Source organism: Hymenobacter coalescens (assembly GCF_054783195.1).
This window is the reverse complement of sequence record NZ_BAAGRA010000040.1, coordinates 1-580: the sequence shown is the minus strand read 5'-3', so window position 1 is coordinate 580 and position 580 is coordinate 1. Positions and strand designations below refer to the sequence as shown.

Here is a 580-nt window from a genome sequence, read left to right as displayed (position 1 = left end):
CATTTGGTGCGGCGTCGGAAGCGGGCCAGGTAGTGGCGCAGCAGGCTGTTGCAGCTTTCCACGGAGGTGGTTTCGGCTTTGCTGCGGTAGTGCAGGTAAATGGGCACCAAGTTGCGATAGGGACGATAGAAATCGGTGCACACGAGTTGGAACGTGTGGCGCGCCAACGAGGCGAATAACCGGGCGCCCGTCGCCTCGTCACGGGCGCCGACCACCGCGTCCAGCACCTGCTTCCGTTCCCGATCTACCGCGAGCCAGACCCAGCAGGCGTTTTTTTACGCTGGACGTAGCTGTGCAACTCGTCCACCTCCGCGATGCGCACGGCTTGCGCCGGCGCGTCCGCCGCCTGCTGCTGGGCCCGCTGGCCGTAGGCGCGCACCCAACGCATCACCGTCACATTCGAGACGTCCAGCACCCGCCCGATGGCCCGAAAACCCAGCCCTTCCAGGTAAAGCTTGAGGGCCACCTGCCGCTGCTCGACCGGGTAGCCCGTGCCCACGCCACCCGTGTAATTGTAGCCACACGAACGGCAGCGGTAGCGTTGCTTGCCGTTCATGCGCCCATTTTTGCAGCTCGACTC

1 protein-coding gene and 1 pseudogene are annotated in these 580 nt (G+C 64.7%); both read right to left on the bottom strand.

The features are described from left to right. A pseudogene (locus ACYVKQ_RS23210) lies at positions 1–215 on the bottom strand (IS1 family transposase); the annotation flags it as partial. Between the two features lie 29 nt (positions 216–244). Then, a partial coding sequence (locus ACYVKQ_RS23205; RefSeq protein WP_460677763.1) for a helix-turn-helix domain-containing protein occupies positions 245–580 on the bottom strand: 336 nt, incomplete at its 5' end.